At 60.6% G+C, this 23,240-nt stretch carries 29 protein-coding genes and 1 pseudogene; 20 read left to right on the top strand and 10 right to left on the bottom strand.

Translation table 11 applies throughout. The features are described from left to right. Positions 1-7 precede the first annotated feature (7 nt). From CFR76_RS10075 to CFR76_RS18710, 7 genes are all read left to right on the top strand, one after another. Positions 8-484 carry a hypothetical protein gene (locus CFR76_RS10075; protein WP_110557014.1) on the top strand — a complete coding sequence of 159 codons (477 nt, stop codon included), beginning with the start codon at positions 8-10 and terminating at the stop codon, positions 482-484. A gap of 65 nt (positions 485-549) precedes the next feature. Next, positions 550-858 carry a hypothetical protein gene (locus CFR76_RS10070; protein WP_244191871.1) on the top strand — a complete coding sequence of 103 codons (309 nt, stop codon included), beginning with the start codon at positions 550-552 and terminating at the stop codon, positions 856-858. A gap of 36 nt (positions 859-894) precedes the next feature. Continuing rightward, positions 895-1,332, top strand: coding sequence for a structural protein (locus tag CFR76_RS10065; protein WP_110557012.1), 438 nt, complete (start codon positions 895-897; stop codon positions 1,330-1,332). Position 1,333: 1 nt separating this feature from the next. Beyond that, entirely contained in the window at positions 1,334-1,672 is a 339-nt protein-coding gene (locus CFR76_RS10060) for a hypothetical protein (protein ID WP_110557011.1), read from the top strand. Positions 1,673-1,819: 147 nt separating this feature from the next. Beyond that, a complete protein-coding gene (locus tag CFR76_RS10055) occupies positions 1,820-2,140 on the top strand; it encodes a hypothetical protein (RefSeq protein WP_244191870.1) in 321 nt (106 codons plus the stop codon). 159 nt (positions 2,141-2,299) lie between these two features. Then, the gene (locus CFR76_RS10050) at positions 2,300-2,929 is read left to right on the top strand and encodes a hypothetical protein (RefSeq protein ID WP_110557010.1); all 630 of its coding nucleotides are present in this window, start codon (positions 2,300-2,302) and stop codon (positions 2,927-2,929) included. A 94-nt stretch (positions 2,930-3,023) separates the two neighbouring features. After that, positions 3,024-3,158: a hypothetical protein gene (locus CFR76_RS18710; RefSeq protein WP_264986544.1), complete on the top strand. Its 135-nt coding sequence runs from the start codon at positions 3,024-3,026 to the stop codon at positions 3,156-3,158. A 13-nt stretch (positions 3,159-3,171) separates the two neighbouring features. On the opposite strand, the gene CFR76_RS17730 is transcribed toward CFR76_RS18710, so the two are convergent. From CFR76_RS17730 to CFR76_RS10035, 4 genes are all read right to left on the bottom strand, one after another. Further along, on the bottom strand, positions 3,172-4,017 hold the full coding sequence (locus CFR76_RS17730) for a hypothetical protein (protein ID WP_146222662.1): 846 nt from the start codon (positions 4,015-4,017) through the stop codon (positions 3,172-3,174). 330 nt (positions 4,018-4,347) lie between these two features. Next, a complete protein-coding gene (locus tag CFR76_RS10045; protein ID WP_146222661.1) occupies positions 4,348-4,557 on the bottom strand; it encodes a hypothetical protein in 210 nt (69 codons plus the stop codon). A 129-nt stretch (positions 4,558-4,686) separates the two neighbouring features. Next, a complete protein-coding gene (locus CFR76_RS10040; protein WP_208623972.1) occupies positions 4,687-5,028 on the bottom strand; it encodes a helix-turn-helix domain-containing protein in 342 nt (113 codons plus the stop codon). After that, entirely contained in the window at positions 5,016-5,294 is a 279-nt protein-coding gene (locus tag CFR76_RS10035) for a BrnT family toxin (protein WP_110557008.1), read from the bottom strand. Before CFR76_RS10035 ends, CFR76_RS10040 begins: the two co-directional genes overlap by 13 nt. Before the next feature lie 136 nt (positions 5,295-5,430). Here CFR76_RS10035 and CFR76_RS10030 point away from each other — a divergent pair, with 136 nt between their 5' ends. After that, entirely contained in the window at positions 5,431-6,285 is an 855-nt protein-coding gene (locus CFR76_RS10030; RefSeq protein ID WP_110557007.1) for a hypothetical protein, read from the top strand. Further along, on the top strand, positions 6,257-6,415 hold the full coding sequence (locus CFR76_RS18035; RefSeq protein WP_167402101.1) for a major capsid protein: 159 nt from the start codon (positions 6,257-6,259) through the stop codon (positions 6,413-6,415). Before CFR76_RS10030 ends, CFR76_RS18035 begins: the two co-directional genes overlap by 29 nt. Positions 6,416-6,602: 187 nt before the next feature. Here the strand turns inward: CFR76_RS18035 and CFR76_RS10020 are convergent, their stop codons facing one another. After that, positions 6,603-7,202 (bottom strand): CatB-related O-acetyltransferase, encoded by a 600-nt coding sequence (locus tag CFR76_RS10020; protein WP_110557061.1) that lies wholly within the window; start codon positions 7,200-7,202, stop codon positions 6,603-6,605. Between the two features lie 461 nt (positions 7,203-7,663). Between CFR76_RS10020 and CFR76_RS18805 the strand changes: the two genes are divergently transcribed. From CFR76_RS18805 to CFR76_RS10005, 3 genes and pseudogenes are all read left to right on the top strand, one after another. Then, entirely contained in the window at positions 7,664-7,807 is a 144-nt protein-coding gene (locus CFR76_RS18805) for a GNAT family N-acetyltransferase (RefSeq protein WP_110557006.1), read from the top strand. A 181-nt stretch (positions 7,808-7,988) separates the two neighbouring features. Next, positions 7,989-8,393: a GFA family protein gene (locus tag CFR76_RS18800; protein ID WP_110557005.1), complete on the top strand. Its 405-nt coding sequence runs from the start codon at positions 7,989-7,991 to the stop codon at positions 8,391-8,393. Positions 8,394-8,410: 17 nt separating this feature from the next. Further along, positions 8,411-8,767 (top strand): annotated as a pseudogene (locus CFR76_RS10005) (hypothetical protein); the annotation flags it as partial. A 218-nt stretch (positions 8,768-8,985) separates the two neighbouring features. Here CFR76_RS10005 and CFR76_RS10000 read toward each other — a convergent pair. Then, positions 8,986-9,795, bottom strand: coding sequence for a class I SAM-dependent methyltransferase (locus tag CFR76_RS10000; protein WP_208623971.1), 810 nt, complete (start codon positions 9,793-9,795; stop codon positions 8,986-8,988). Between the two features lie 222 nt (positions 9,796-10,017). Here CFR76_RS10000 and CFR76_RS09995 point away from each other — a divergent pair, with 222 nt between their 5' ends. Next, entirely contained in the window at positions 10,018-10,938 is a 921-nt protein-coding gene (locus CFR76_RS09995; RefSeq protein ID WP_110557059.1) for a DMT family transporter, read from the top strand. A gap of 30 nt (positions 10,939-10,968) precedes the next feature. Here the strand turns inward: CFR76_RS09995 and CFR76_RS09990 are convergent, their stop codons facing one another. Next, complete coding sequence (locus CFR76_RS09990; protein WP_110557058.1) at positions 10,969-11,871, bottom strand: sulfurtransferase; 903 nt, start codon at positions 11,869-11,871, stop codon at positions 10,969-10,971. Between the two features lie 168 nt (positions 11,872-12,039). Beyond that, on the bottom strand, positions 12,040-13,440 hold the full coding sequence (locus tag CFR76_RS09985) for a M20/M25/M40 family metallo-hydrolase (protein ID WP_110557004.1): 1,401 nt from the start codon (positions 13,438-13,440) through the stop codon (positions 12,040-12,042). A gap of 274 nt (positions 13,441-13,714) precedes the next feature. On the opposite strand from CFR76_RS09985, the gene CFR76_RS09980 reads away from it, so the two are divergent. Together CFR76_RS09980 and CFR76_RS09975 are read left to right on the top strand one after the other, a co-directional pair. Then, a complete protein-coding gene (locus CFR76_RS09980; RefSeq protein ID WP_208623970.1) occupies positions 13,715-13,903 on the top strand; it encodes a CsbD family protein in 189 nt (62 codons plus the stop codon). A gap of 119 nt (positions 13,904-14,022) precedes the next feature. Next, positions 14,023-14,262 (top strand): hypothetical protein, encoded by a 240-nt coding sequence (locus tag CFR76_RS09975; protein WP_025438756.1) that lies wholly within the window; start codon positions 14,023-14,025, stop codon positions 14,260-14,262. A 329-nt stretch (positions 14,263-14,591) separates the two neighbouring features. Here the strand turns inward: CFR76_RS09975 and CFR76_RS09970 are convergent, their stop codons facing one another. Next, positions 14,592-15,845 (bottom strand): DUF2075 domain-containing protein, encoded by a 1,254-nt coding sequence (locus CFR76_RS09970; protein ID WP_110557003.1) that lies wholly within the window; start codon positions 15,843-15,845, stop codon positions 14,592-14,594. Between the two features lie 163 nt (positions 15,846-16,008). On the opposite strand from CFR76_RS09970, the gene CFR76_RS09965 reads away from it, so the two are divergent. The 4 genes from CFR76_RS09965 (at position 16,009) to CFR76_RS09950 (ending at position 19,958) form a co-directional block, all read left to right on the top strand. Beyond that, positions 16,009-16,260: a hypothetical protein gene (locus tag CFR76_RS09965; RefSeq protein ID WP_110557002.1), complete on the top strand. Its 252-nt coding sequence runs from the start codon at positions 16,009-16,011 to the stop codon at positions 16,258-16,260. Between the two features lie 463 nt (positions 16,261-16,723). Next, complete coding sequence (gene trhA / locus CFR76_RS09960) at positions 16,724-17,401, top strand: PAQR family membrane homeostasis protein TrhA (RefSeq protein ID WP_110557001.1); 678 nt, start codon at positions 16,724-16,726, stop codon at positions 17,399-17,401. 413 nt (positions 17,402-17,814) lie between these two features. Then, positions 17,815-18,756, top strand: a complete 942-nt coding sequence (locus tag CFR76_RS09955) for a DNA adenine methylase (RefSeq protein WP_110557056.1) — start codon at positions 17,815-17,817, stop codon at positions 18,754-18,756. 80 nt (positions 18,757-18,836) lie between these two features. Continuing rightward, on the top strand, positions 18,837-19,958 hold the full coding sequence (locus CFR76_RS09950; RefSeq protein ID WP_110557000.1) for a restriction endonuclease, SacI family: 1,122 nt from the start codon (positions 18,837-18,839) through the stop codon (positions 19,956-19,958). A gap of 117 nt (positions 19,959-20,075) precedes the next feature. Here the strand turns inward: CFR76_RS09950 and CFR76_RS09945 are convergent, their stop codons facing one another. Then, entirely contained in the window at positions 20,076-21,527 is a 1,452-nt protein-coding gene (locus tag CFR76_RS09945) for a sugar porter family MFS transporter (protein ID WP_110556999.1), read from the bottom strand. Positions 21,528-21,729: 202 nt separating this feature from the next. On the opposite strand from CFR76_RS09945, the gene CFR76_RS09940 reads away from it, so the two are divergent. Continuing rightward, positions 21,730-23,058 (top strand): DUF6056 family protein, encoded by a 1,329-nt coding sequence (locus tag CFR76_RS09940; protein ID WP_110556998.1) that lies wholly within the window; start codon positions 21,730-21,732, stop codon positions 23,056-23,058. Positions 23,059-23,240 lie beyond the last annotated feature (182 nt).

Genomic DNA, 23,240 nt, shown 5'->3' with positions numbered 1-23,240 from the left:
GGAAACAATGACATCCACTACCAATACCCTGACCCGTTATGTCCAGTACCGCACGACCGATGGCTACGTCGTGCAGGCGTTCACATGGCTGGGCGCGCCTTCCTTCCCCGCTGGCGCGGGCTATGCCTTCGTGGCGGATGCGGCGAACGCCTACACGCCGGGCAATACTTACGCGACCCTGGCCGTTTCCAGCGCCTATGCGCTGTCAGGCCCAGCCACAGCCATGGCCGGAAGCGCCGTTACGCTGGCCCTGACACCCAATAACAGCGGCCCCGGCGCGGATGTAACGGTCACGCTTTCCGATGGCGGCGCGGGCGGGACATTCTCGGCTGACACGGTGACGTTCGGCGCGGGCAAGGACACGGCCCAGAGCGTGACCTACACGCCAAAGGCGGCGGGTCCGGTCACCATCAGCGCCACGAACAGTGGCGGACTGACGAACCCGGCCAGCCTGAGCGTGACGGTGGCCGCCGCCACGGCCTGACCATCCCCACAATCCGCGCCTGCCCGACCGCCCTGTGAGGCGGTTTTTTTATGCCTGGAATTCTGATGTTCATTCTGTGGAGACTGCTGGGGTTCGGTGAAGACCCCCAGCTGCGTGACCGGCTTGTCCGTGTCGAGACCAAGGTCGAAGCAACCGAGACGGATCTGCGCGCCCTGCGGGTCGAGGTCCGTACCCTGTCGACCGAGATGCGCGAATGCATGGGCCAGCTGATCGGCGGCATGAAAGCGGTCAAGATGATCGGGGCCGCGACCGTCGGCCTGATCACCGTCATCGGCGCCGTGGCGGCCGCCCTGTTCGCCTATCCGCCCTTCTGCGACTGGGTCACGCATCTCCTGCACGGTGGCCATCCATGACCGCGGGCAAATGCCCCGAACAAGGAACATGACGACATGAGCGAAAGGCTCCCGCGCGGCATCCGCAACAACAACCCCGGCAACCTGGACTATGCGGACCAGCCCGGGGCGCATCTGGAAACGGGCGTGCCCAACCCACGCTTTGCCGCTTTCCCCACCATGGCGGATGGCATCCGCGCGCTGCGCGACCAGCTGCTGCGCTACGTCGCGCACGGGATGGACACGGTCGCCGCGATCATCGACGTCTATGCCCCGCCCATCGAGAACGCGACCGGCGCCTATATCGCGGTCCTGTGCAGCCGGATGGGCGTACGGCCCGGGACCGTGCTGGACCTGCATGACCCGGCAACCATGCGGCAGATGATCTACGGGATCACGCTGATGGAGAACGGGCCGGGACACCTCGGCCTGGACCAGATCGACCAGGTGCTACAGGCCACGCCTGCCGTGCCGCAGCCAGCCAGCGAGGCCTGACATGGACCCCACATCGATCCTGCAGGATGTCCTGTCGATGCTCCCCGCGCAGTATGCCGCCGACATCGTGGTCATCGTGTCATTCCTGATCTCGACCTGCGCCCTGATCGCGCGGTTCTGGCGGCCGCCGGACCCCACGTCGAAATGGGTGCTGGTGTGGACCATCGTCACCGCCATTGCCCAGGCGCGCGGCTGGAACCTGCCCGCCTACCAGCCGGGCAAAAAGGCCGCGATGGTCCCCGCCACGGTTCCGCGCAGGGAGGTCGAGCAGCGCCTTGACGTGCCGCCCGGTTCCACCCGGCCGGGCAAGCCACCAGTGTGCGCTGCCCCGCCAGCCTGACTGCTACAGCCCCGGCCTTGTGGTTGGACGGCCGATAAAGGCCGGGACTGCACGCGCAGGATACGCAACCAGAACGCGCATTTGTGCAACAAAATACAACCCAAGGTAACCGCCCGCGAGGCGGTTTTTTTTATGGAGACGCCAGATATGGCTGACGATACCAGCACCGCCATTCCCGCGCTGGAAGGCCTGCTCGAAACCGCGCTGGGCAAGAAGGACACGGCCGCGACACAGGCTGACATCCAGCTGGCCGGCACCGTGCTGCAGCTGCTGATCCCCGTGATTGTCGAACGTGCCGCCCCGAACCTCGATCTCGCGGGTGTCGATGCCGCCATCACGAAGATCGTGGGCGGCGTCACGGACCTGAAAACCGCGATCGAGGCGAAGCCGGCAACAGTGGCCGCCACGGTTGCCCCGGCCAAGGTCGAGGCCCCGCACCCGGTCGTGCCGGGTCAGCCGATCCGCTGATCTGTCAACCTGATCCGGCCGGTCTGTAAACCGTCCGCCGGGCGTCCCGCATCCTGCCACCTGTAAACTGGTCCACCTGCATCACACGAAAAACGCCGGATTTCTGCGGCGTTGTGGCGCGGGTGGACTATTTTCACATCAAGACTGGAAAACTGGTCCATGACCCAGCGTGTCAACTTCGTCGCCGTCGATGGCGGCCGCCGCCGTTTCCTTGGCATGGGGCTGCTGTCAGCGGCCGGCATCGCCGCTGCCGCAATGCTGCCCGGGTGCAAGAGCACCACCACCGGCAATGTCACCACCATCACGATCAACGTGGCCGAGATCAAGGATTACGGGCAGGCCGGCCTGAACGCCGTCACCACTGTCCTGAGCATTGCGGCCGTCGCCAGTGCGATCGGCACCCCTGCCGTGGGCATCATCGGCCTGGCCGACACGGCCCTGTCCACCGCCCTGACCACCTTCTCCGATGCCGCCGGATCCACGCTGACCATCACCTATGACGACACGAACTGGAAAAGCTGGGTGGACAGCATCCTGTCCGCGCTGACCAAGGTGGAAAGCGACCTGAGCGCTGCCATCACCGGGGTCTCGACCAAAGTCCCCAGCACGGACCTGACCAACGCCAACACGGCCCTGAACGCGCTGAACACAATCATATCGGCCTTCAAGGCCCTGCTGGACAGCGTGGCCGCACGCCGGAACGTCGGGGCACGGCTGTCCGGTTCTGCCGCCGCACCCTCTCAAGCGCAGGTGCAGCAGGCGCTCCAGGTTCTGGGAGTGACGGCATGACGCGTACCGGCATCTTCGCTCTCTGGGCTGCCAGCACCATCGGTGGCGTGCTTGGGGGCTTTATCCTGCTGGCCTATCTGACGAGCAATTCACGATGACGCCCTTCATGGAGGGCGTCATCTCCGGTGCGGGCGGCGTTGTCGTCCTCATCGGGTTGCTGGTCACGATCCCGCTCAAGCTACATGTGCTTTATGTGGCATCGCAATTACGGGATCGCCATTTCAATTAATTAGTAATTGTTTTTATTTTGAATTCGACAATTTTTTCATTATTGACGTTCGGAAAGAGTCACTAAACCCTATAGCAAAACAAATAATCGTTATATAACCAAATATATTTTCATCGCTTTTCAAAGGAAAAACCCCCGTTACAATTGCGATAGCTGTTACCGCCCCAATTATAGATGGAATGAATGGATAACTTATTGCAGAAAGCAAAGCCCACTGAATATCTATCCTTCTTTTTCCAGAAGACATATCATAAGCCTGCGGGGATCGTCCGGCCCAGCCTACTATAGAGCCAAAAAGGCCAGCAAGCGCTCCTGCCGTTACATAAAATATAGATGCCGGAGATGGAAGTAAAGAATATACTTCAGGCTGATTAATCATAGCATTTCTTGTCAATAACAAACAGAACGGAACAGAAAGAATAAGAAATACACATGCAATTATTGATAAATTGAATTTACTATCTGCCTTTCTTAGGTATGCAGATTCATCAATCCTATGATCAACCTCTAGTGATTTTACTATCTTTATTGCAGTATATATCCCACATCCGCCCTTAGATAAATATTCAGCAGAAGCAAGCAAATAATCTGCCAAATCTAAATTCCTAGACTCCCTTACTTTGTTTGCTAATTTAATTACCCTTGCCGCGCACCGGCAATAATTAAATCTGCACAACAAGTTCCAATTTTCAATATTTATTCCTTTCACAACGGATATCACATTTTTTAATTTTTCTTCCATTTTTTCTGAATTTTCTTTTTCTTTTTCTTTTTCTTTTGAATTGTAATCTTTTTCTAATTTATTTTTATATATAAGATAAGATATTTCATTATTATCTGATAAATTGTCAATTGACATATACAAGCCTCATTAATTTTTATAGTGTTAAAGTTATTACGATCCAGTATAATACTTCTATACTATCCCTCTGTTGGTTTTTTTGATCAGATATGGCAACAACATGAGTAGAGATGAGAAGAAATGTTTAAGAAACTCTAGATAATTTACGTTTTCAAGTCCCTTACATTGCAATAGTAAACCCTCAATGCACACACGTAGCACACGCTCCAGCCGCTGAAGTGCAACTGTACCGCCGGTCTTCTTATCACTTTCGATCTCAGACAGATAGCTTTTACTGTTTCCTTCCCCGGCGGCCACATCCCCTTGGCTCAGTTTCCGGTGCTCACGTCACATGGTGATGGGTGAAACCTCATCCAAAACCATGCGGCGCGTCTCATCGGCCATGTAGGCCACACGATAATCCGGCAGGATGGATTCAGACTGGGCAATCGCTTCCCGATCGTGCCTGTCATCCAGGCGGTCCAGAATAGCCTCCCAGTCCGCACGGTTGACAATGACCGTGGTCGCCATCTCGGACACTGGTGTAATCGGGCTCATCGGTAAATCTCCCGTCGCTTGTTGACAGCCACGACCTCGATCGTGGCTTCCGTCTGGCGTTAGACTGCCCGCCATATACGAGTTCTCTGCCAGAACCATCGGATGATCGGGAAGGATATGGCGTCCGCGCTATTCTGCCGCCACATTCAGCGCCCGACGCGCCGCATCCGGTTCCCGCCCCAGAATACGCAGCAGCGCCTGCACGGCCGGATCCAACCCTACACGCCCCTGCTCCCAGTTGCGCCACGTTGCCACAGGTATGCCGGTCATCTCCGCAATCTGTTTCTGGGTCATGCGCAAGGTTTTCCGCACGGTTGCGGGTGTCGGGTATGGGGCGGACAGATGGCTTGTGTCATCCGTGCCGTCCTCGCGCGCCTGACGGTCGATATCGTCCTCTGTGGTGGCATTCACCTTGTCCCGGTCGATGGTTCCACCGTGCCGGGCGATCTGGCTCAATGTCATCCTTGCCATTTCTTCCACTCCTTGCCGTGCATGCGGCGCGCGGAGATGATCCACGTAACATCACCGCGCCGCGTGTAGACGACCATGTAACGGCAGCCTTCGATCATCCCGACTGCCTGAATCCGTGTCTCACCGTAATCCTTGCGGGTATCTTCGCGTTCGATCACTTCTCCAAGAAAAATGCGGGCGGCGTATATGAAATCAAAACCACGGATGGCGAGGCACGCTGCGCTTTTTTCATCGTGCCAGTCAAAGGCGTGATGTGTTGCCGTCATAGGCATTTTATACGCTGGAAGCGTATCAGTCGCAAGGGAAATAATACGCTAACAGCGCATTTCTGATCAGAACAATCAATCGTATTGCGTAACCACAGGGCGGCTCTCCGGAGCCGCCTTTTTTATTGGAAACAGCATGACAAATCGCAAAATTTCGCAAATCCGCAAGCTGGGCTGCCGCCCGGCCGAACGCCGTCCCAATCAGCCCCATCTATCTGCCATGCGTGGCTTCTGTGCGCGGCAGGCCCCTGCCCGACTCGACCGCAGCGGTCTCAATCCCGCACCGCTTATGCTGGGCAACGACATGCTGGGGGACTGCACCAGCGCGGGCATCGGCAATCATCTGCGCGCCACGGCGGCGCTGGCAGGCTTCCAAATTGCCGTAACCACGCCTGCCGCAGTGCAGTTCTATTCCCGCTCCACCGGCTACGTGCCCGGCAATCCCGACACGGACAACGGCGGCGTGGAGGTGGACGTACTGACGACCGCCCTGCGCGACGGCTATGCGCTGGCAGACCAGACCCTGTTCCCGATCTGGGGCAGCGCCGATCCGGGCGACCTGAACGGCATCCGCAACATCACCGCAGGCTTGTCTGCCGCCTATCTGGGCGTGCAGCTTGCCAACGCGGACATGTGGGAAGACCAGGACGGCAACCTGGCGCCTGTGTGGGACACAGACAGCCCGGCCGACCATGGCGACCCTACGCCGAACCCGCAAAACGGCCACTGCCTGCTGCTATGGGATTATGCGGGCACCAATGACACTGATCTGGTCACCCTGCTGACATGGGGCAGCCTGCAAAAGGCGACGTGGCGCTGGGTCCGGTCGCGGATCATGGAAGCGCACGGGCTGGCGTGGGGGCAACTGCATGCACCTGGCAGTCTGTATCCGGCTGGCGATGACTGGGCTGCGCTGGTCGCGGCGAATGAGGCGTATTTGCGAGGTGCAGCATGCCCCAGGCGTGTTCCAGCGCGCTCTTGCTCCCGGTGAAGCGGTAGAATGGGTCAACACCCTCGGCCGTCCGATCTACATCATCCCGATCTTCAATCGTGACCGCAATTTCTGGTGGCGGATGGAAGCCTATTCCTACCCGCTGCACATCTGCGTCCAGAAATCCTGATGTCCGGGCGTGTGGGCGCCAGATGACGGGGGGCGGCACGCGGAAGCTGCCCGACTGATAAGCTGATCGTGAACAACTGAGGGAACGGGTGCAGGCAATGATTGCTTCCTGGCCGCCTGGTCAGTGCAGCAGTCATACGCCAGGTGCGCCCTTCGTTGGAGGCCGGCGATAGCCCGGGAAGGAATGATTAGGATGCCTCTACTTCAAACGCCTGAAGGAAGCCCTCGATATCATCATTCATTAACAGCGGCAGGCGTTCCCTTACGATTTCATCAGGCCACTCCCACCACGCTATTGCCAGCAGGCGCTCAATCGTCTTCTCAGGGAAGCGGTATTTGAGAATTCGTGCGGGATTGCCACCGACGATGGCATAAGGTGGCACATCCTTTGTCACGACGGCTCCGGTGGCAATGATTGCGCCGGATCCAATGGTCACGCCGGACATGACGTTGGCCCGAGCGCCGATCCATACGTCGCTTCCGATGACGATATCTCCCTTCGTGGAGTGGTCGTCTGTCGCATCAGTCGCCTCGGGCCAGAAACTGGACAGGGCTTTAAAAGGGTAAGTGGTAACCGTGTCGGGACGGTGGTTGCCGAGAATCATGAGCACCTCACGCGCAATCGAACAGTATTTCCCGATTTTAAGGGTTGCATGTTCGGCTTCTATAACAATTGGAGATCCGGATGCGCCGTATGTATGTTCTCCGATCTCCCAGCCCCATTGTTCGATTTCGCAGGCATGGGTGTAGCGGAGAAGCAGCGAGAAAACCTTCTTGGCTTCGTGCATGGACAGCGTCCTTCCCTTTCCACGTTTGGCCAGAGTCCTCTTTTTATTGATAAATGCAAACGCCTCGACCCGCACAAACGGATCGAGACGCATGCAGGCAGCACACATGCAAAATATTCCTTTGTTTTTAAAGGAAATACCGGTGCCTTCCAAGCTGTGGGTCGCTGGTTCGAATCCAGCAGGGCGCGCCAGTTTTCAATGACTTGGCGCCCCAAATTCTGCATGGTTTGCAGTGCGCCACAGTTCATTGCGGCATCAGTTCGCCCCAGGGACCCTGCGGGTCATCCCACGTGACGCGGCTTTCATAACGCAAGATTCTTACGAAAACAAATCGAAAAAACTACGGAAACGGCCTCGGATACTGGTCAATATTTGAACATGGACAACCCGATGTGTTTCTCAGCTGGATTCTGCTAGCCCCTCATGACGGTGTCGGCCCAGACATTGAAATTGGTTAGCGCTTGGTCAGAAAGGCATGGGGCAAAGGTTACGCGACGGAAGCCGCAACAGCAGTTCTCCGATACGCATTTTTAGTTTCTGATCCGGATAAAATTATCGCCGACATTCGTATAGAAAATGAAGGATCTATCAATGTTGCGACGTAGATCGAAATGCGTCCAGAAAATGAGCCGCACACTGAAACGACAAACGATCAAATTTTCATTCTCACACGAGACGAATATATAAAAGACAATTTATAAAATTTTATATGCCTTTATTTAATTAATATTTGTTTTGAAAACATTATAAAATAAGATCATGGAACTATTTCGCCAGGAGGGGTAAATGGAGGGTGGGTGTCTGTGCGGCATAATCCGTTACATCATTAACGGGGATCCGCTCAGTAGTGGTATTTGTCATTGCAAGACCTGCCGGCGCACGGCATCGGCACCTTGCCTTCCCTTCATTGGCGTCCGATCCGCCGACTTTCGCTATACCCATGGTGAACCGATTGATTATACGTCCTCCGTTGGCGTCACCCGTAGTTTCTGCGGTCGGTGCGGGTCGCCCCTGACATATCGCCGGGATGACTGTCCCGCCGAACTCGACGTCATGACAGTGAGCCTGGACAACCCGAACGCGGCCCCTCCAACTTTCCACGTCTGGGCAGGCGAAATTCTCGATTGGGACCAGATCACAGACGACCTTGTAGTTTACCCACGATCACGTGATGCAAAAAAATCGATATAAATCAGGGGACAGACGTTTTCAGCGTTGACGCGCGCGTCTGGCCCATATCTGCAACGCCCATCTTTGGCGCACAGGCCGATGCAAGCCGGGTGCGCGGGCAGACGGTCAGCCTACCAGTGGCCTATGCGCCCCTGTCATCCATGCCTGACGTAGAGATGTCGCGGCAGCTTGGCTACGAGACGGAAATGCTGGCCCGGAACGATGATGCCCGACACGCCGAGGCAGCCCGGCTGATCGCCAATCGGGAGGAACTGCGTGGCCGCGTACAGGCTATGATTGACAGTTGGAGCGCAAATGAACGCATCCAACCGTCGCCGGCTGTTCCGTTCATTGGAAGGCATGATGATCCGAATCAGAAAACAGGAAAATCATAAATCCTTGGTCGGCAGTTCAAAGCTGCCTGCCGCCTGCAGGCCAGTCAGGGCTTTCCCGTAATCGCGGCCCGCAATGGCAGGCAGCCCTCTTCGCGTTTACTCATCATGGCCGCCCCACATCCATGATGTGTAAACGCGACAGGCACATGTCCCGCCGGCCTGCGGTTTCACCCATCCTGCACGCTCCATGATCCGGTGACGGGGGGCAAGGCTGCGTCCTAATCGACCTTGCGGAACTTCAGTTCAAAGTTGTCGCCCTCGCCAATGGCCTGATACTTCGCATGATCGACGGCGCCCAGCGCATAGGAAGGCGGTAGTGTCCACACGCCTTTTGGCCAGTCCGTCGTATCCCTGGGATTGGCCGCGACTTCCGAAGTGCCGATCAGCCTGAATCCGGCCCGTTCAATCAGCGCGATCGCGTAATCCTGCCGGACATAGCCGCTTGCGGCAGTTGGGTCCTGCGGCCGGGTCGGGCGGGCGCGATGGTCCTCGACACCGAAGATGCCGCCGGCCTTGAGCGCCTTGTGAACAGCCGCCAGCAGTTCGGGCGCGTCCTTGTCCGCCATCCAGTTATGGAGGTTGCGGAAGGTCAGGACCACGTCGGCGGTGCCCGCGGGCGCCAGATCAGGGTGCGCGTGCCCGAACTGCGTATAATGAATGCGGCCATAAAGGTCCGGACGCGCATCGATCCGGGCTTGCGTCGCCGCGGGCCAGGTTGCGTATTCACGCTCGACCTCCGTGCCGCCCGGCACGCCCATCGCGGCATAATAGGTGCCCCTGTCATGCAGCAGCGGCGCCAGGATTTCCGTCCAGTAGCCGCTGCCCGGCCATATCTCCACAACCGTGGACCGGGGCGTGACACCATAGAACGAAAGCAGTTCGTACGGGTGCCGCGCCGTGTCACGCGCCACCAGGCCCGGGGTGCGGGTTGACGCGCTTACCGCGGCGCGCAGGGGCTGGCTGGCGGGGGCCGCCATGGCCGGCATCGCGGTTGCAAGGCAGGCGATCACGTAAAATGAATGGCGCATGTACACTGTGCCCGGTCCTTTTCGATATTGGCATCGCAATCGTTACGGTATCATAAATTGCACTACGCGCCATCCGCCGCCGGATAGCGCCGTCCGGGGCATCGGCCCGGGCCGGGATGTATGCCATCCGGACAGGGTTGGCATGCCAGGATGTTCCGTTTTCGGAATGGCTGCCCCTGCCGTCATCGGATATACGTGACGCGCAGCAGCCCCGGAGCCGCCATGGACCGCCTTCACAGCCGCAAAGCCGGTATCTTCCTTGTTGCCCTGTCCGCCGTGCTGTGGAGCACGGCGGGCCTGTTCGTGCGGATGAGCCATCTGGATACATGGACCATCGTGGCGTGGCGCTCGTTCTTTTCCTTCATGACCCTCGGGGGCTTTGCCATCGTGCTGTACCGGCGGGCGCTGGGCCGCGTCATCTGGCGGCAGGGGTGGCCGGGGGCATGCGCCGTTGCCGTGTCGGTGGTGTCGGCCATCTGCTACGTCATGGCCCTGCGGATGACGACGGTGGCGAATGTCATGATCATCTATGCCGCCCTGCCCTTCATCACCATGGGCATTGCCTTCACCTGGCTGCGCGAACGGGTCACGCCACGCTTCCTTGTGGCCGGGGGCATCGCCATCGCGGGCATTGCCATCATGGGTCGTGCCGCGGCCAGCCCACGCGACCTGTTGGGCCTGGGCGCCGCCGTGGTCATGACCACCGGATTCGCGGTACAACTGGTGCTGGTGAAGCGGTATCCGGCGCTGGACATGACCATCATCATCACCCTGATGTCGGGGATCTGCATGCTGGTGGCCATTCCCTTCATGCGGCCCGGCATCCCGTCGTTCCAGTCCATGCTGGCCTGCGCCCTGTTCGGCACCATGACGATGGGGCTGGCGTACATGCTGCTGCTGAAGGGGGGCCGGCTGATTTCGTCGGGCGAGACCGGGTTCATCTCGCTGCTCGACGTGCCCCTTGGCCCGTTATGGGTCTGGTTCTTCTATGGCGAACGCCCGACCGGGGCGGTCATGGGGGGTGGGGCCATCGTGCTGGGGGCGGTGGCGTGGTACCTGCTGACCAGCCGCGCGCAGGCCCCCGCCCGCGCGGCGCCAAACCCCACATGGGCCGGGTCCGACAGCCGCGAAACACTGCGTTGACGAATGGAAAACAAACGTTCCCCGGCGCGGTCAGTTACCGCGATACGGAGCGGCGGCCTTGGGCAGGCCGTCCTCGATCGGCAGGGCGGCATTGCGGGACCATTCGTTCCACGACCCCATGTAGAGCCGCAGGCGGCTGAACCCGGCGGAGGCCAGCGCCACATAGGTATTGGCCGCCCGCGCGCCCTTGAAGCAGTAGATGATGATGTCATCATCGGGCCGCAGGCCACGGCTGGCGGCAAGGGCGCGGATGTCGTCACCGCTGCGGAAGGCGGCGTGGTTGTCGGTGACTTGCATGAAGTCATACCACTCGATCCACACCGCACCCGGAATGCGCCCCTTGCGCGGGGCGAAATCGACACCGTAGGGCGACGAGCTTTCACCCAGCCATTCCACCCGGTCGCGGTTGTCCAGCAGCCTGACCGTGGGCGACCCCAGGGCCGCGCGCACGTCCTGATATGTCGCCATGAGGCCGGCATTGACATGCAGCGGGAATGTGGTGCGCGCGGGCGCGACGGTTTCGGTGGTCAGCGCCCCGCCGCCCCTGCGCCATGCGCTCAGCCCGCCATCCAGGATGCCGACGGCGGGATAGCCAAGGTAGCTGAGGATCCAGTACCCCCGGCATGACGCGCCATAGCGGGTGTGCAGGGCGTCTTCATAAACGATGGCGGTCTTTTTCCCATCCAGCCCGTAATCAGCGAACAGGTTGGCGAATGTCTGCTGCAGCGTGTGCAGCCCGTCCTGCGTGGTTTCGGCCAGATAGGTGAAGATGTCGGGCATGTTGACCGCGCCCGGAATGTGGCCCGCGTCAAAATCCTTGCGGTCGCGCACGTCGATCACGACCGCGTCGCCGCTGGCAAGCAGCCTGCGCACATCATCGGGCGAATGGAGAACGGTTGTCGGCATCACGGCTTCCTGCATGGTTCGGGACATCATCCCTGCCCTATCAGAAACGGGGCGGGCCTGCACCCTGCCCCATGCAGGTTAGCCATCCCCTGAACGCAGGCGCGCATCCCTTTCCACGCGGGCGCGGCCCGCCGCAAGGCAGGTCCCGGCGACGCGCCTGCCGGAAAGGTCCGGAACGCGCCCGGAGCCTGCCCCTCAGTTGGACAGGTCGGGAATGATGGACAGCAGGAAGTCCACGCCCGGCGCGATGGCGGCCACCGGCGTGCGCTCGTTCAGGCCATGCATGAAGTTTTCCGAAGGCTTGATGAACAGCGGGCTGGCCTCATAGCTGGGCACGTTATGGGCGCGGAACCACATGTTGTCCGATGCCCCGGCCTCCATGGACGGGATGACCGGCAGGCCGGGATAGACGCCGTGGATCGCCCTGGTCACCGCGTCAATGAAGCCCTTGTCCATGGGGGAGGCATCGGTCGCGACCGACCCGGCCGAAACATCGCGCACCTGCACGTTCGGGTCGGCCACCACCTTCTGCAGTTCGGCCTGGATGTCCGCCTTGGAATGGCCGGGGAAGATGCGGCAGTTGATGTTGGCCGTCGCCCGCTGCGGCAGGGCGTTGAGCGCATGGCCCCCGTTCACCATCGTGGCGACGCAGGTCGTGCCGATCCTGCCCACCATGGACGGGTCGGCCGACAGGGTGGCGATCGCCTTCTTGTCCGCCGGGTTGGCGGCGAACGCCTTCATCGCCGCGCCCAGCCTGCCCGGCTCCAGCTTGGCCGCCCCTTCGAAATAGGCGCGGGTGATGTCGTTTTCCTCGGGTTTGAACTGGTATTTCTGGATACGCAGCAGGGCCGCGGACAGTTCGGCAATCGCGTTGTCGGCCCGGGGTTCGGACGAATGGCCGCCGGGGTTGGTCACCGTCAGCTCATAGTCGGCATAGGTCTTTTCCGCCGCCGCCCATGCGAAATATTCCGGCTTGCCGGTCTGTTCGTCCAGTACGCCGTCCGCGCCATCGACATTCAGCACCATGCCCGCATCGGACAGCTTGTCCGCCAGGGCGGCGCCGCTGCGCATGTCCGTTTCCTCATCGCCGGAGAAGGCCAGGATGATCGTGCGCTTCGGCCTGTAGCCCTCGCGCCGCAGTTCGATGAGGGAGGCGATCGCCAGCGTGTCATCCAGCTTCATGTCCGTGGCCCCGCGACCGAACAGGTAGCCGTCCTCCACCACCGGGGTGAACGGGTCCCGCTTCCAGTCGGCGGGCTTCGCCTCCACCACGTCCATGTGGCCCAGCACCACCAGCGGCTTGAGCGACGGGTCGGTGCCGCGCCACGTGGCGGTCATGTACAGGGTCTTGCCGACCGGGACGATCTGGATGTCCTTTTTGGAAAAGCCGCCGGCCACCAGCGCCTTGCTGAACAGCCTGGCCACGTCCGCCGTCCTGTTGTCCGGCCCGGCGACCGAACGCAGCGCGATCGCCTTTTCCGCAAGGTCCAGCGCCTGCGCATCCGCCTGCGGGTGCGGCACCACGTCGGCGCGCGCCATGGGGGGAAGCAGGACCGGAAGGGCCGTAACGGCAAGCAGGGCCACGACTTTACGCATTGATCGGGTACTTTCCATAATCATCATTTCGATAAAATAATGACATGGAACCGCCCTGCGTGCCAGTCACCCGCCCCGCCGGCGCGGGATGCATGGCGGCGGCCGCCGCAGGCGCAAAATACGGGCGCGGACAGGGATGGACGGGGCGGGATGGCACTCCCCATGCATTAAATGTCCATCAGGCATGCATTAATTGTTGCATTTACGCATGCGCCATGCTGTTGTCTGGCATGCGCATAGCGCAGCATTCCCACCACTGGATGAAAGGTCTGACATGGATCGTTTCAAGACGATGCTCAGCGGTCGCACCAACATGCTGCTGGGCCAACTGAAACAGGAAATCGGCTACGCCACCGGCCTGCGGCGGCTGGAACGCCAGGGCATCGCACAGGAAATGCGGGGCTTTTCCCAGACCGCCCGCCTGCACCGCATGGCGGCCATGGACCAGCCCGAACAGGGCTGACCACCCTGCCCCCCATTCATGATGATAAACGCATAACCGCATCGCGCGCATGGAGGTTGCCGGGAAACCGGCAGCCCGTACGATGGCCGCATTACCTAATCCATTCAGGAATGACGGCCATGAGCAAAGACCAGATCATCGACATGCCCTTCACCACGGACGCCATGAAGGCGGCCATTGAACGGCGCATCATCCAGGCCCCCGGCCTGTCCGATTCCCAGAAGCATGACCTCAGCGTGACCCTTGCCGGGCTTGACGCCGCGAAGCTGGCGACACTGGTTGAAACCGTGCTGGGCCATGCCATTGAATCCGGCTCCGAAATCCTGCCCTATCTGCAGCGTCTTGGCCAGCGCGGCTGACAGGCTGTTTGTGGGCAGACGTTTCCGGGCGCCGCCTTTTTTCACGAAGGCGGCGTTCCCTAAGAGACTGTTTGAAAAGGCCGCTCATGATAGCACTTTAAAATGAAAGGAAGTTTTTGGTGAAGCTTTTTGCAAAAGCTTCGAAAAAACGCCGCCTTTTTGAAAAAAGGCAGCACCCAAAAACTTTTATTGTTTTTTATCAACGATTTGTTTTCAAACAGTCTCTAAGCTTTTTCCCCGTTCCAGAACAGGCTTTCAGGCTTCAGGGACCAAGCGCAGCCCTGCGTTATAACATTTCCGGCCTGATCGCCCACCGCCACAGCGAACCATTACGGTACCGTGTCCCCCGCCGGCACGGCCGCGCGGGCCTGCCACAATGCCGCCAGACGGGCATGCAGGCGCGGGTCGCTGGCATAGATGTACAGTCCCCTCACCCCGCGCGTCATGAGCACGTTGATGGAATTGAGGATGATGCGTTCCATCACCGCCCGCGGGTCGCCTATCCCGTCCCGTCCGGTAAAGGCGGCGCGGTCCTCGTACCGCGACGGGTCGATCACGATCCGGTCGGTACCGGGGTCATAGGTCACGGACGGGCCAAGGATCACGCCCGCGTAATTCAGGTCGAACCCCTGGATGGTATAGACCGAACCGACCTCATCAATCGTATCGGGCCGTTCCGCCCATGGCAGGCGCGCCTGTGGCATGGCGCGGTCCCAGCGCAGGTGGAAACGCCCCTCGGTAATGAAATGGTCCTGCCCGTTCAGGGTATAGGGATAATCATATGTCGCCAGCATGCGGCACAGGCCGTACTGGCCGTTGCGTTGCCTTATGGCCGCGTACATGGCCTGCGCGTCGTCAAAGATGCGGAAATCAAAGGGCTGCGGGGCGGGCAAGGGCAGCAGCCTGCCGTCGCGCAGCGCATGGACCCACGCCATGACATCCGCATGGGCATGCACGCGGAACTGCTGGTCCAGCCTGCGGGTCACCACCGGGTAGCCCGCCACAAGCCGGGCCAGTGTGGCGTCGTTCCACAGGCTCTTGAACTTCAACACCTGATAGGCGTCGAATATGATGACCACCACATGGGTGTTGCGGATGATTTCCGCAAGCTGGTTATCCTGCCGGAACCGGTTGTAAGGGTCGCTGCGGGTCAGCAGCAGGTGCGCCTCGTCCACCAGCACGATGTCGGCGCGGCCGCCGCGGTCGTGCATCTGGTTGATGAAGGTGGTGGGGCGTTCGAAATCCTTCTTGCGCAGGTCGGGCTGGCGTTCGGAAATGTTGCGGTACAGCTTGATCATTTCCGGGTGGTTGACCAGCAGCCAGTTGCGGCTGCCATGCAGCGGGTCATGCGTGTCCCGCCCCCGCGCCGCAGCCTGTATGGCGGTGAACAGCGCATTGAGCAGCAGGCTCTTGCCCGTGCCCGCATCCCCTTCGATGATGAACAGCGCGTGGTCATCGCGCCGGTGGGCGCGGCAGAAGGCCATGACCTCCGCCTTCAGCGCCTGCTGCCGGCCCGTCAGCGCCATGGTGGGGGCAAGGCGTGCAAGCGCGCTGTCGGGGGTATGGTCGATGGGGTGTGGCATGTCTGTCCCTTCCGCTCGCCCCCTTTTATGCCGCGCGGTGACTGACCAGATATGTGAAATATGACGCAAGGGCATGTGTACCCCATTGGTTTTCCTGCCCTGCCATACGTTATATCATCCATCCCCGCGCATACCGCGCATCATTCAGACAGGATTGCCCATAATGACCGACAAACCCACCGCCGCCGCACGCGAACACATGCACAAGCTGGCGGACAAGGGCCTGAAGGAACCCAAGCTGCTGACGAAGGAAGAAGTCATCTCGCTGGGCCAGCACGTCGCCAAGGAACACGGCCACGCCACCGAAGCCGAGCATGAAATCGCCAAGAAGGCGCAGCACAACCCCGAAGGCGTCACGGTGACCGAAATCAAGACCCTGTGCAGCCACATCAAGGGCGAACGCACGGCCCGCTAAGGCGCGGGGGCGGGGAGCGCCGGGCGCATGCGTGCCCCGGTGTTCCCCGGTTCATCCCGTTGCCGGGCGTTCAGAACGTTTTCGGGTGTCGGCTTTTTTAAAAAAGGCGGCGTTCCCTGAAGCTTTTTGAAAAAAGCTTCACCAGAAACGTCTGTATTGCTTGCGGAAAGTCCCCGGTCCGGGCTTTCAAGTAAAGACAACAGCCTGACGTATTTATTATTTTACCGTCAACGGGTTGTCCTGAAACAATCCCCTGCCCGCGCTCCCTTCATGCCGGACACGGATCAACCACCCCGGCATGGGGCGTGGACTGTATGATCCGCAGGCGGCCCGACGGGACGGGTGATGGAGCCGGCCTGCCGGACACCTCACGCATGCATGATCTTTTTTGCATATGTGGAAACAGACTTATTCACCATATGGGGCCGGACCTGCGGAAAAATAAGGAGTATTTTCCGCCGCCATGAATACCCGCACGCGTTTTCCCATCTATTCCCTGTCCGAACGGGCGGCCGACCTGCTGGTGCATGTCATTGGCGTGGCGGGGCTGGGGTATGGCGTGCTGTGGCTGGCGCATACGGCCATGCTGTCCCATTCGGGGCTGGAATCCGGGGTGACGCTGCTGTACTGCGGGGCGATACTGGCCACGTGCCTGTCCTCGGCCGCGTATAATTTCTGCCCGTCATGCTGGCTCAAGGGCGGGTTGCAGCGTGTTGACCAGTCCGTGATCTTCATCGCCATTGCCGCCACCTACACCCCCTTCATCCTGCTGGGCGGCCACGGGCGGGGCAGCCTGTGGTTCTGCGCCCTGTTATGGGCCATGGCCGGGGCGGGCGTGCTGGCCAAGATGTGTTTCTTTACATGGTCGCGCCGGTTTCACGTCGTGCCCTATCTGTGCGTTGCATGGGTTTTCTTCCTGTGCCCCGACCCGCCGGTGTGGGCACTGCCCGCGCCCGTCTTTTTCCTGATCGTGCTGGGGCTGGTTTTCTACTGTATCGGCGTTGTGTTCTACATGCGTGAAAACATGCCGTTTTCCAACGCGCTGTGGCATGTGATGGTCGTGCTGGGCGCGGGCACGCACATGGCTGCGGTGGGAGCGATGCTGCTGCATTACAGCCGGGGGGCGATGCGGGGTTTCTAGGGCGCGTATCACCCATCATGACCAGATGGTTCCAGGGAGGATATCCCTGCTGGCCGCCACAGGCGATTGACCGGATCATGGCCCGCTGCATTCAACGCCTGAATATCAAAAAAACGCCATGATCGCATGGCGCTGCAAGACCAGCAGAGCCTGATGCCTTTCCCTGACCTGCCTGTGAATCGCCTGATACCAGCAGCCCGGGGGAATGAATAAAATCGGACAGGTCTGCTTGCACGCAGACCTGGGCATTTCTTATTATCTGATATGAACATCCACGAAGAGGGCGATATAAGCGACCAGTTCCCGGCTGGAAAACAGGTGGCCAGGCAGTGAAACATGAGCCCGCCGGGGCGGATACACCGTACGGCATGGACAGGGTCAGAGATGAACCCAGCGAAAGAAGCAAGCAGAATATGACCAAGGCCGTACAAGCCGCAAAACGTGGTCGGAGAGTATCTCCAATCTATCTGGATGAGGATGAACAGTCGCAGCAATCCAACGTCATTCATATGCGCGGTCGCAGGCGGCGGCGTATCGTCTTTGGCTGGTATGGCGGAAAATTTTCCCACCTTGAATGGCTTCTTCCCCTGCTGCCTGAATGCCATCACTACTGTGAGCCATTTGCAGGATCTGGCGCCGTACTGATCAATCGTGCTCCCGCATCGGTCGAGACCTATAATGATATCGACGGCGATGTGGTGAATTTCTTTCGTGTTCTGCGTGACCGGCATGAAGAACTGGTCAGAGCCATTGCCTTAACGCCGTTCTCACGCGAGGAATACCATCAGGCAATCCATGGCGACACAAGCGGCATCAGTGATGTGGAACGGGCCAGACGGTTCTATATCAAGGCGCGACAGACCCGCACCGGGCTTGCCCAGACCGCTTCCCTGGGGCGGTGGGCAAACTGCAAGGATACAAGCCGGGCCGGCATGTCGGGTGTCGTCTCACGTTGGCTTGGTGGTGTTGATGCACTGGACGAAATCGCCCAGCGGCTGATTCGCGTTCAGATCGAGAACCGCCCCGCCGTCGATATCATCCGCCTGTATGACAGTTCCCGAACCCTTTTCTATTGCGACCCGCCGTATCTGCACGCCACGCGCGGCGACGCCAAGGCTTATGGCTTTGAAATGGACGAGACGCAGCACAGGGCGTTTGCCGAAACGGTTAATAACTGCAAGGGCATGGTGGCTGTTTCCGGGTATGACCATCCCCTGATGGATGAACTGTTCCAGACGGGACGTTGGTACAAAACCATGGGACCAGATAAAACGATCCACTCGACCAAGGGCCGACGATCAGAAGTACTGTGGACCAACTACGACCCCAAGCCACAGAAACGACTGTTTGAATGACCGCCACATGCTTTCAATATCATCACGACGGCGTGCATATTGCCTGACCGATGGAATTTAGAAAAACAAAAGCAATTCCAATGACACCAGAAAAGATATTGCAAGACATCCAGCACAGGGCCGCTGCTGCATTGAATGTTTCTGTCATTACCGATCCGGCAATCCGGGCGCGTGTCGATGACGTCTGCCGCTGCATGAGCAACCGTGCCGGCGTGCGGTTGCTCATGGCCTGCCTGCTGGGAAAGCTGGATAGGCCGAATGTCGACCCACGCAGGCCATATACAGAAATCGGGGGGACGGACAGTTTTTCCGGGCGCACTTATGATGAACGCTACCTGACCAGGTTCATTAACGAACATCGGCTTCCGGTCAATCCAACGACCGCTTTCCTGACCCCCACGTTACGCAACATTGGCCAGCCACTGACAACCGACAGGGAATTGGTTGGCAGGCCGCGTGACCTCTATAAAAAGACGCTTGAGCTATTGGAGGATGTCGCCCTGCGGCGCATTCCCGCCGATGTTCTTTTTGTGGAAACCGTGCGCGTGCTGCTATTGCTGCGCGATGAAAAGCTGGCCCGCATGGCGTCATTGCTGAAAGCTCTGGAGCGTTCCGGCGGTGCACTGCCCCTTTCGTCGGAAGCCATCGTAACACTGATAAAACAGCACCTTGCCTGTAAAAATTCCAGTCGTTTGCCGGTACTGGTCGTTGCCGCAGCCTATGAGGCCGCAGGGACGCAATTATGCGAAAGCATGTTACCCCTGAACGCGCACAATGCCGCTGACCTCCAGACCGGTTCATTGGGCGACATTGAAATCTGTCTGACAGGCAAGGATGCTGTTGTCACCGCCTATGAAATGAAGATGAAACGTGTCACGCAGGGTGACATCGACGCGGCGGTCGCCAAGATAGCCAGGGCACCGAACAGGATTAACAATTATCTGTTTGTCACTACAGATGTAATCGATCCGGTTGTAGCTGCATATGCCGCGACGTTTTACGAGAAAACCGACGGCATCGAGATCGCCATTCTCGATTGCATCGGGTTCCTGCGGCACTTCCTTCACCTGTTCCACCGTATCCGGGCGGACTACCTTGCCGCCTATCAGGCACTGGTGCTGAACGAACCGGATTCAGCGGTAAGCCAGGCGCTGAAAGAAGCATTCCTGGTACTGCGCCAGGCCGCCGAAAGTGGCGAGTAAGCCCACAGCCGGCATCATGATGTTGACCTGCGACATCAACGCACGCGATGACCGACTGAAATTCAGTTCTCCCCAGGCCGTTTTCCACGCTCGGCCGTCCTTGTTTCGCGCCACGCCCTAGCGCCCGATGTCACGCAGCGGGCGGCCGGCCTCCAGGTGCTGTTCGATCACCTCCAGCGGCACGTCGCGGGTTTCGGGCACCAGCGCCAGCGTAAACAGCACGAACACCACGTTCATCACGCTGAACCCGGCAAAGGTCCAGCCCGCGCCCACCACCGCCACGATGCTGAGGAACGTGTTGCTGACCGCCCAGTCCATGCCCCAGTTGGCCAGTGTCGAGCACGCAACGCCAAAGTCGCGGCCCTCGATCGGCTGGATTTCCGAACACAGGGTCCACACCAGCGGCCCGGCCCCCATGCCAAACCCCGCCACGAACACCAGCAGGCTCGCCACCAGCGCCAGCACCGCGCCAAATCCGCTCAGGTGCATCCCTTCGATCACGCCTGCCGCGGCCAGCGCCACCGCCATGATGACACAGCTTGTCACCAGCAGCGGCCTGCGCCCCCAGCGCGAGACCATGAAGATGGCCAGCACGCCCACCACCGCATTGACCGCGCCGACCATGACCGTGGCCCATGCGGCCGCCGAGGTGCCGAAATGCGCGCCTTCCAGGATCTTGGGCGCGTAATACATCACCACATTGATGCCGGTCAGCTGCTGCATGACCTGCAGCCCGATGCCCAGGGCGACGGAACGGCGGAAGAACGGCTTGCCACGCAATAGCGCAAGGCCGCCCACCGGCCTGCCCGCGCCCAGTTCGCGGCGGATGTTGTCCAGTTCCCGGTCCGCCGCCACCTCATCCCCGCGCAGGCTGCGCAGGACCTTGCGGGCGTCCTCGAACCGGCCCTTTGCCGCCAGCCATGACGGGCTGGAGGGCAGGAACGCGCACCCCATGAACAGCGCCGCCGCCGGGATGACCGGCAGCCCCACCATCATCCGCCAGTGCCCCCCGCCCGACAGGATGCCGCCAGCCAGGTACCCCAGCAGGATGCCCGCCGACTGCAGCATGGAGAAAGTGGTGACCATGGTGCCGCGCATGCGTCCCGTCGTCAGTTCGGAAATATACAGCGGCGCGGTAAAGGTGCAGATGCCAATGGCCATCCCGATCAGGAACCGCCCCAGCAGGATCTGCCCGATCAGGCCCGCCGTGGCGCATAACAGCGCCCCCACCCCGATCAGCAGCGTTGCCGTGCCCAGCGCCAGCCTGCGGCCGAAGCGGCTGGAAAACACGCCCGCCCCCCCTGACCCCAGCAGCGCGCCGACCATCAGCACCGACACCACCCATTCCTGCGCCCGGGCGGAGGCATGGAAATCACGGCCGATGAAGCCCAGCGCCTCGGCGATCAGGCCGGTATCCAGCCCCACCAGCAACCCGGCGCACGCCGTGGTCAGGGCCGCGCGCGCCGCCCCCCCGCCCGCGCCGGAGGAGGGCGGCGACCCGGCCGTGGCCGGGGTGGCGGATACCGCGCCATGCGGGGGGGAGACGGACTGGTCGGCAGGCTGTAACACGTGGCTCTATCCCCTGGTCTCCGGCATGATCGTGATTGACGGGGCCGGTCAGGCTGGATTCTTAGGCGATGCGGCGCCGCCGATCCATGATACAACCCCAGCCACGGATCAATTGCACGCACGGCCCGGGGTCGGAACCCATCATTTTTCCGTAGCCCCCGCCATCATGGCGAAACCCGGACCGGCAGAGGCCCAGCATCGCATGAAACCACCCGCAGGCATTCCCCCCCGTCACGACCCCGGCGAGCGGACGGGGCTGGCGCTGTGTTTCGCCTTCCTGCTGTGGGCCAACCACGTCACGCCGCTATGGGCGGATGATTACTGCCGCACCATGCCGTTCAACCCCGTCACCATCGCGCGCATCGTATGGGGCAACTACAATTTCTGGACGGGGCGGTGGTTCACCACGCTGGTGACCTTTTTCGTGCTGGACCTGCGGCCCTATGGCGCGCTTGTGGCCTTCACGGTGGTGAATGCGGGCATCTTCACCTTCCTGGTCCATGTCGTGGCGCATCTGTGCCGCGCGGTGGCGGGACGGCCCGCCCCGGCCCGCTGGCGGGACGGGGTGGCGCAGTACGGGCTTGTGTTCCTCATGCTGTGGTGGCTGCCACGCACCATTGGCGAGGTCGCGTTATGGAAAACCGGGGCCATCGGCTACCTGTGGCCGGTTGCGGGGGAGATGTGGCTGCTGTCGCGCATCGTGTCGCGCCGCACGGACATGAACATGGCGCAGCATGTCGCCGTTTTCCTGATCGCCACGTTCCTTGAACCGCTTTCGCTGCTGCTGACGCTGGTGCTGGCGGGGGATGCCATACGGGCGTGGAAGCGGGGCCAGCGCGCGCCATGGCCGCTGCTGTGCAGCCACGGGCTGGGCACGCTGGTGCTGGGGATCGCGCCGGGCAACTACGTGCGCATGCGCACCATGGCGCCCAGCCCGGTCATGGACCGGCTGGATGGGCTGCTGGGCAACCTTGGCAGCCTGTTTGACCCGTTCTGGGCGCCATTTGTGGTGGTGATCGGCATCGGCCTGTTCCTGGGCCGGCGGCAGGCGCCTTTTCCCGCCTGCCTGCGCGCGGGGCGCGGGATAGGGTTTGTCGGGCTGGCGCTGGCCTACATGGCGCTGCTGCTGATGTTCCCGCGGGAGGCGCTGGCCGCGCGCGTGTCCTTTCCCGCCAGCGTGCTGCTGGTGTGCTACCTGACCTGCCTGCTGTTCACCTGCCCCGTCGGGCGGGTTTTCAGCCGGGTAATGGCCGCGGGCTGTGCCGGGCTGGCTGTCATGCACATGGCCATCGTGGTGCCTGATTTCCTGCTTCTGGCCCGCATAAGCCACGACCGGGTGGCCAGCACGCGCGAACAGGTGGCGCGTGACCAGCCGGTTGTCCTGCCGCGCGTCACGATGGGGCCACGGCACAAGCTGCTTTATGTGCGCAAGGACATCATTTTCGTGGGCATCAACCCCGACCCGCACAACATGCTGACCATGTGTTTCGCACGCGCCATGGGGGCATCTTCCGTCCGGTCCGTGCCCTGACGGCGGGTTTTTTAATAATTCAAGGTTTTTGGGCGCCGCCTTTTTTCAAAAAGGCGGCGTTCCTTGAAGCTTTTTGGAAAAAAGCTTCACCAAAAACTTCTACCTGAACCTTTTACCGGCCACGGGCGACGGCCCCCTTGACGCATCCCCCCGGTTCCGCCCGCGCCACAAGCGGCAGGGCA

Origin of the sequence: Komagataeibacter swingsii, assembly GCF_003207895.1 — a bacterium.
GTDB lineage: Bacteria > Pseudomonadota > Alphaproteobacteria > Acetobacterales > Acetobacteraceae > Komagataeibacter > Komagataeibacter swingsii.
The sequence above is the reverse complement of the archived record's forward strand: the minus strand, read 5'-3'. Positions and strand labels throughout refer to the sequence as shown.

Excerpts from the sequence above, each read along its gene's own strand:
- CFR76_RS10040 (WP_208623972.1), bottom strand. The coding sequence starts at position 5,028 with ATGGCAAGGATGACATTGAGCCAGATCGCCCGGCACGGTGGAACCATC.
- CFR76_RS10000 (WP_208623971.1), bottom strand. The coding sequence starts at position 9,795 with ATGCGCCATTCATTTTACGTGATCGCCTGCCTTGCAACCGCGATGCCG.
- CFR76_RS09950 (WP_110557000.1), top strand. The coding sequence starts at position 18,837 with ATGACACCAGAAAAGATATTGCAAGACATCCAGCACAGGGCCGCTGCT.
- trhA (WP_110557001.1), top strand. The coding sequence starts at position 16,724 with ATGAATACCCGCACGCGTTTTCCCATCTATTCCCTGTCCGAACGGGCG.
- CFR76_RS09940 (WP_110556998.1), top strand. The coding sequence starts at position 21,730 with ATGAAACCACCCGCAGGCATTCCCCCCCGTCACGACCCCGGCGAGCGG.
- CFR76_RS09970 (WP_110557003.1), bottom strand. The coding sequence starts at position 15,845 with ATGCCACACCCCATCGACCATACCCCCGACAGCGCGCTTGCACGCCTT.
- CFR76_RS10070 (WP_244191871.1), top strand. The coding sequence starts at position 550 with ATGTTCATTCTGTGGAGACTGCTGGGGTTCGGTGAAGACCCCCAGCTG.
- CFR76_RS10030 (WP_110557007.1), top strand. The coding sequence starts at position 5,431 with ATGACAAATCGCAAAATTTCGCAAATCCGCAAGCTGGGCTGCCGCCCG.
- CFR76_RS10045 (WP_146222661.1), bottom strand. The coding sequence starts at position 4,557 with ATGAGCCCGATTACACCAGTGTCCGAGATGGCGACCACGGTCATTGTC.
- CFR76_RS10035 (WP_110557008.1), bottom strand. The coding sequence starts at position 5,294 with ATGACGGCAACACATCACGCCTTTGACTGGCACGATGAAAAAAGCGCA.
- CFR76_RS10075 (WP_110557014.1), top strand. The coding sequence starts at position 8 with ATGACATCCACTACCAATACCCTGACCCGTTATGTCCAGTACCGCACG.
- CFR76_RS09965 (WP_110557002.1), top strand. The coding sequence starts at position 16,009 with ATGACCGACAAACCCACCGCCGCCGCACGCGAACACATGCACAAGCTG.
- CFR76_RS09955 (WP_110557056.1), top strand. The coding sequence starts at position 17,815 with ATGACCAAGGCCGTACAAGCCGCAAAACGTGGTCGGAGAGTATCTCCA.
- CFR76_RS09990 (WP_110557058.1), bottom strand. The coding sequence starts at position 11,871 with ATGTCCCGAACCATGCAGGAAGCCGTGATGCCGACAACCGTTCTCCAT.
- CFR76_RS18710 (WP_264986544.1), top strand. The coding sequence starts at position 3,024 with ATGACGCCCTTCATGGAGGGCGTCATCTCCGGTGCGGGCGGCGTTGTC.
- CFR76_RS09995 (WP_110557059.1), top strand. The coding sequence starts at position 10,018 with ATGGACCGCCTTCACAGCCGCAAAGCCGGTATCTTCCTTGTTGCCCTG.
- CFR76_RS09980 (WP_208623970.1), top strand. The coding sequence starts at position 13,715 with ATGGATCGTTTCAAGACGATGCTCAGCGGTCGCACCAACATGCTGCTG.
- CFR76_RS09975 (WP_025438756.1), top strand. The coding sequence starts at position 14,023 with ATGAGCAAAGACCAGATCATCGACATGCCCTTCACCACGGACGCCATG.
- CFR76_RS10060 (WP_110557011.1), top strand. The coding sequence starts at position 1,334 with ATGGACCCCACATCGATCCTGCAGGATGTCCTGTCGATGCTCCCCGCG.
- CFR76_RS10055 (WP_244191870.1), top strand. The coding sequence starts at position 1,820 with ATGGCTGACGATACCAGCACCGCCATTCCCGCGCTGGAAGGCCTGCTC.
- CFR76_RS09985 (WP_110557004.1), bottom strand. The coding sequence starts at position 13,440 with ATGCGTAAAGTCGTGGCCCTGCTTGCCGTTACGGCCCTTCCGGTCCTG.
- CFR76_RS10050 (WP_110557010.1), top strand. The coding sequence starts at position 2,300 with ATGACCCAGCGTGTCAACTTCGTCGCCGTCGATGGCGGCCGCCGCCGT.
- CFR76_RS10065 (WP_110557012.1), top strand. The coding sequence starts at position 895 with ATGAGCGAAAGGCTCCCGCGCGGCATCCGCAACAACAACCCCGGCAAC.
- CFR76_RS10020 (WP_110557061.1), bottom strand. The coding sequence starts at position 7,202 with ATGCACGAAGCCAAGAAGGTTTTCTCGCTGCTTCTCCGCTACACCCAT.
- CFR76_RS18800 (WP_110557005.1), top strand. The coding sequence starts at position 7,989 with ATGGAGGGTGGGTGTCTGTGCGGCATAATCCGTTACATCATTAACGGG.
- CFR76_RS17730 (WP_146222662.1), bottom strand. The coding sequence starts at position 4,017 with ATGTCAATTGACAATTTATCAGATAATAATGAAATATCTTATCTTATA.